General features: G+C 42.3%; 8 protein-coding genes. 7 read left to right on the forward strand and 1 reads right to left on the reverse strand.

From position 1 onward, the window contains the following. From JCM21738_RS26370 to JCM21738_RS20935, 3 genes are all read left to right on the forward strand, one after another. Positions 1 to 238: hypothetical protein (locus JCM21738_RS26370; protein ID WP_243463118.1), on the forward strand; the 238-nt coding region annotated here is incomplete at its 5' end. A 40-nt stretch (positions 239 to 278) separates the two neighbouring features. Beyond that, complete coding sequence (locus tag JCM21738_RS20930) at positions 279 to 1,253, forward strand: amidase domain-containing protein (RefSeq protein ID WP_035210140.1); 975 nt, start codon at positions 279 to 281, stop codon at positions 1,251 to 1,253. A 190-nt stretch (positions 1,254 to 1,443) separates the two neighbouring features. Next, positions 1,444 to 1,821, forward strand: coding sequence for a hypothetical protein (locus JCM21738_RS20935; RefSeq protein ID WP_023613802.1), 378 nt, complete (start codon positions 1,444 to 1,446; stop codon positions 1,819 to 1,821). Positions 1,822 to 2,056: 235 nt separating this feature from the next. Here JCM21738_RS20935 and JCM21738_RS20940 read toward each other — a convergent pair whose 3' ends face one another. Beyond that, complete coding sequence (locus tag JCM21738_RS20940; protein WP_023613804.1) at positions 2,057 to 2,545, reverse strand: tyrosine-type recombinase/integrase; 489 nt, start codon at positions 2,543 to 2,545, stop codon at positions 2,057 to 2,059. Between the two features lie 150 nt (positions 2,546 to 2,695). On the opposite strand from JCM21738_RS20940, the gene JCM21738_RS24030 reads away from it, so the two are divergent. The 4 genes from JCM21738_RS24030 to JCM21738_RS24605 all read left to right on the forward strand — a co-directional run bounded on the left by JCM21738_RS24030 (position 2,696) and on the right by JCM21738_RS24605 (position 4,265). Continuing rightward, positions 2,696 to 2,875 (forward strand): hypothetical protein, encoded by a 180-nt coding sequence (locus JCM21738_RS24030; RefSeq protein WP_035210141.1) that lies wholly within the window; start codon positions 2,696 to 2,698, stop codon positions 2,873 to 2,875. 47 nt (positions 2,876 to 2,922) lie between these two features. Then, the gene (locus JCM21738_RS24035; RefSeq protein WP_148296166.1) at positions 2,923 to 3,195 is read left to right on the forward strand and encodes a hypothetical protein; all 273 of its coding nucleotides are present in this window, start codon (positions 2,923 to 2,925) and stop codon (positions 3,193 to 3,195) included. A 328-nt stretch (positions 3,196 to 3,523) separates the two neighbouring features. Continuing rightward, positions 3,524 to 3,925: a hypothetical protein gene (locus JCM21738_RS20955; protein ID WP_023613807.1), complete on the forward strand. Its 402-nt coding sequence runs from the start codon at positions 3,524 to 3,526 to the stop codon at positions 3,923 to 3,925. 172 nt (positions 3,926 to 4,097) lie between these two features. After that, complete coding sequence (locus JCM21738_RS24605; protein WP_023613808.1) at positions 4,098 to 4,265, forward strand: hypothetical protein; 168 nt, start codon at positions 4,098 to 4,100, stop codon at positions 4,263 to 4,265. Positions 4,266 to 4,664: the final 399 nt, after the last annotated feature.

The following is a 4,664-nucleotide window of genomic DNA, read 5'->3' on the forward strand; positions in this document are numbered from 1 at the left end:
GTTTAGTTCGAAGCTATCGGTTGCCGAAAACTTCATTCCATTCCCGACAAAAAAACCCCAATGCAATTGCATTGGGTTTAAACATTGGTACAACCGCGTTCGCCAATTTACCCCCTGTTTTTCATTCCAAATAGGTGAACAAAATACAGCAATCGCTTGTCCTAAAATTTTCCCAAGTCCAACTGGTATAAAAATACTAAAATTAGACTATGAATCTTCCAATTTTATGGTACATTGAGAATTGTAAGAATATACAAAAAATAAGGAGGAATGCAAGAATGAAGAAAAAATTGATTTCAGCATTGGTTTTTGCAGTAGCGCTGACAACCTCTGTGGCTTCGGCTTTAGCCGCGGAAAAAGTGGAAGTCCAGGAAAAGAAGGAGAATGTCTTTTCGGCAAAAGATATTACGCTTTACAAAACCATCTCAGATAATCCAGGACAAGAAAGAAAAATGGCCAAGGGCGAACATAAAGAAGCCATTAAACTTGTCGAGGACTACATAAAAGCAAACGGGCTTTCGATTGCTACCGACCTGGATGATCCAGCATATCAGAAATTCGTCTTGTCTTTGGGTGTGGCTTTTGATGAGTTTAGCGAAGAAGATATGAAAAAAATAATATCTTTCGTTCAGTTTATAGACTTATATGAAAACCATGCTCAGAACAATAAGCTCAAAGGATTCAAGAATAAATTAGAGAACAATACCGTATTATCGGAACAGGAGAAAGCAGAGTTAATCAGTTTATTGCCTGCTTCACCAAATGATCCGTCTACTTCAGAAAATGAGGAAGTTTCTGGGGATGTTGTATCCATTGCTACTGTTTATTCAAATGGATATGACAACATCAAGGCTAGGGATTACGCCTATAAATGGTGGGACGGAAGAAACCCCGCCTACGACTATTATGCCTATAAAGAAGGCTGCAGCATTTATGATAAGAGTTGCTGGAGCCAGTGGAATGATTGTGCGAACTTCGTTTCACAAGCCTTATATGCTGGTGGCATGAAAATGAGGTATGGGTCGTCCTACACTTCGTCTGCATCTTGGAGTTATGGCGTAGTGCCTTCTTATACTTGGGGTGGCGCTCATAACTTCTACACCCACTGGAAGGCGCGAGCTGGAGTAGCGAGTTCGGTTTCAGCGTTGCAAACGGGTGATGCTGTAAATGCTGATTACTCAGGTGATGGCCATATAGACCATACGGCCTTATTACAAAGAATACGGGTTCATACAGCAGCAATAAATATTTAACGCAACATACAACTGATAGAAAAGAGACAACAACCTTAGCAAACTGGTATAATAGTGGATATAAGGTATATGGCTACGAAATGGATAAAGCCTCAAATTAATATTTGAAGTATTTAAAAGCGCAAACTGTAATTAGTTTGCGCTTTTGGTTAAAATAGTAAATAAGTTTATGGAGAAAGGGGGATGTAAGGTGAATAGAAAATGGGTTATCATAGGCGTGGTTTTGATTGGTATTGTATTATTAGCCATTTTTATTTATTTTAATCAGTTGCGTTACCCAGCCCTTCCGGCAGATGTAGAATCCACACCGAAAGAAGTCGTGCAGAAATTGAATGAATCAGATCAAAAATTAGTAGAGATTTCAAAAGACGATGAGGAAACCTGGTACATCATGAAGAATGAAGACGTTAATGAGCAGATTAAACAGTTAATAAGCAGCAAAGGTTGGATTTTCAAAAACATAGATGGTAATGGTTTGTTTTTTGAAAAAGATGATGAGGTACTAATTGTGAGCACAGAAATGTGGACCGGTAACTATCGCCTTGTTAAAGTTCCAGCTCATTTTTGAGATGACTAAAAAAATCACTAAAAAATGAAAAGCCGGAGATTTCCTCATCGTAGGAGACATCCGGCTTTTTGTGTTGAAATTTACCCTCTTTATACGCTCAGTCATCCTCCAGGTACAAGTCATCGAGTTTCGCCCCGACTTCCTGCAGGTTCGGCGTGGTGTAGATCATCGTTGTCTTCGGATCATCATGTCCGGCCAGCTGCGTGAGTGTCGTGAGCGGCACTTTCTTCGCCGTTTAATAGAGAAACGAATGTCGGAGGACGTGCGGATGCACCGTTCCTTTCTTGAACCCGCAGCGATCATTCAACCGACTCAGGATGTCCTGGACATTCCGGACACTGATGCGCTGCCCCCGGTTCGAGACAAACAGGGCGGGATTGTCATCCGTCCGTTCGCTCAGGTATTCCATCAGTTTTCGTCTGAGCTCTTTCGGGGCGGGGACGGTTCGTTCTTTGTTTCCTTTTCCCCGGACCTGGATGGTTCCTGTCCGTTCCCGCACATCCAGATCGTCCCGGTTCAGGTTCACAAGCTCCGAAACACGCAGCCCGCTATAAATGAGCGAGTAAATCACAGCGACGCGCATTTTCCCGCCTTTTTTCCAATCCCCGTTCAGTTTCCGGTTCATCTTCTCGATTTCCCGTTTGATTTTGGCGATGTCGATGTTGTCGATCGATTTCCGCTCCATGCTTACGATTTTTTCTTCCGGGTACTCGATTCCGTTCATTCGGTCCTGCCATCCATGATACGTGAGAAAACTCATATGTATTAACTAAAAACATATGAAAATATATGATTTACCTATATTGACATGGCTGACAATAAAAGGGTACGTTTTAGGTACAAACCGGAATGGGTCACAAAAGGAGGATTCACTATGTTTGCCGGATTTAACTTGACGGGGTTGGACAATCAGTTTCTTTCGCACTACAAGGGTGCGGGGGAAGTGACGTACAATCAACAGAAGAAGTACGTTCAAAAAAAGTTGGACCGTTTCATCCTGGATGATGGGAGCTTGATGGGTCGGCGCTGCAGCAAGATTGGTTTCCAGAGGTGAAGGCGGATATATTTCTTTCTCACTCCCACGGGGATCAGAAACTCACGATGGCATTTGCGGCCATGTTGAAAGAGCAGTTCGGATTGACGGCCTTTATCGACTCTTGCGTGTGGGGATATGCCAATGACCTCCTGAAAAAGATCGATGATGTGTACTGCAGAAACAAAAAAGGGGATATGTACGATTACGACCAAAGAAATTTCTCCACCAGCCATGTACACATGATGCTGTCAGCCGCATTTACGAAAATGATGGATAAAGCCGAGTGCCTTATTTTCGTCAACACTCCAAACTCCATCACGACCAGCGATGTCGTCTAGGACAAAACGAAATCGCCGTGGATATATAGTGAAATTGCGACATCCCTCGTGTTGCGAAAGAAGAAGCCGGACCGACATGACTTGTTGATTAAACATGCGAAATTCGAAGCGGCTGAAAAGAAGCAAAAACTGGATGTCTCCTATAATGTAGACCTCAGTCATTTAATCCCACTCTCTACATCGGATCTTTCAGTATGGCGCGATCAGTTCAAGGGAGAACTCAAGGGTTGGAGAACTCACCCGCTAGATCAGTTATACCTCATTAAGAGAGTGCTAGACTTCAAATTTGAGGCCTATCAGAGATAACGATCACAGGAGATGAATGCAAATGGAAGAAAAAATGAGACATCTTGAAATGATTCAGAACGTCATATCCCGCATGGCGTCCAATTCGTTCTTACTGAAAGGGTGGACGGTGACGCTGGTGGTGGGGCTGTTGGCTTTTGCCAACATCAAGGAAATGAACGCTGATTTTATGTTCCTGGCCCTGGTCCCAGCCCTGTTCTTTTGGGTGCTGGACGGCTATTTTATCCATCAGGAGCGGTTATACGTCAAACTGTACGAACATGTGACCACGCTAAATAACAACCAGATCGATTTTTCGTTGGATGCTTCCCAATATGAGGAGAAAACGGGAGGTCTGGTGGCAGCGTTTTGGTCGAATACCTTGAAGTTATTTTACATGCCGACCCTGCTCGTCGTCTTTGCGGCAATCGTCGCCTATCGATAAGAGAAAACTTGGACAATCGCATGTAGGACAACCCTCAGCAATCGTTGAGGGTTGTTTTTTATTTCATAAAGTACACACGCCTAAAAACAATTTACATCGGGAGCACCTACAATAAATAAACGGACGGATGAAGCCTGACGGCGATTCCGTCACAAAAAGGAGAAGATACAGTATGACAACACCTATCATTGGAGGTTTGGATCTAGAAAACGGATACCTGAAAGCGAACATCAACGCTAAAACCACGAAAGACGCACTAGTAAGAGTACGTCTTTCTTTTATCGGTTTCACATGGGAAAAAGCTAGTAATCTTTACATTAGCGATTTTACTGCTCGCTGACTTAGACTCATCAGTGAGTGCAGCAACCCTAAAGAAATCTGCCTCAAATCCCATTCTGCTGCATGTCGGGTCTGGGTCTTGGTGTTTTCGCACGCCGAAACATATTATCATCGGGGGTTTTGTATTGATATATGGAATTGGATCTATTCTTGGTGGAGAAAATATTGAATTCATTTATTTACTTTTGTTTATTGTTCAATTTTCTTTTACTACGACAATACTATTTCAGATTCTACATAGAGTGAAACAGGTAGAAAAAAAGGATTATCATAAAGAGTAATATTTAATTCGAAAAATATGTACAATATATTCCGATTGATTAGATTTAAGAATCTCCTTGTGGGTGGGTTGATTTAGGAAGGGTAAATGCACTTTTTGTTAAATCCTTATGGAACTAAC

The organism is Mesobacillus boroniphilus JCM 21738 (assembly GCF_000517385.1).
GTDB classification, from domain to species: domain Bacteria; phylum Bacillota; class Bacilli; order Bacillales; family Cytobacillaceae; genus Mesobacillus; species Mesobacillus boroniphilus.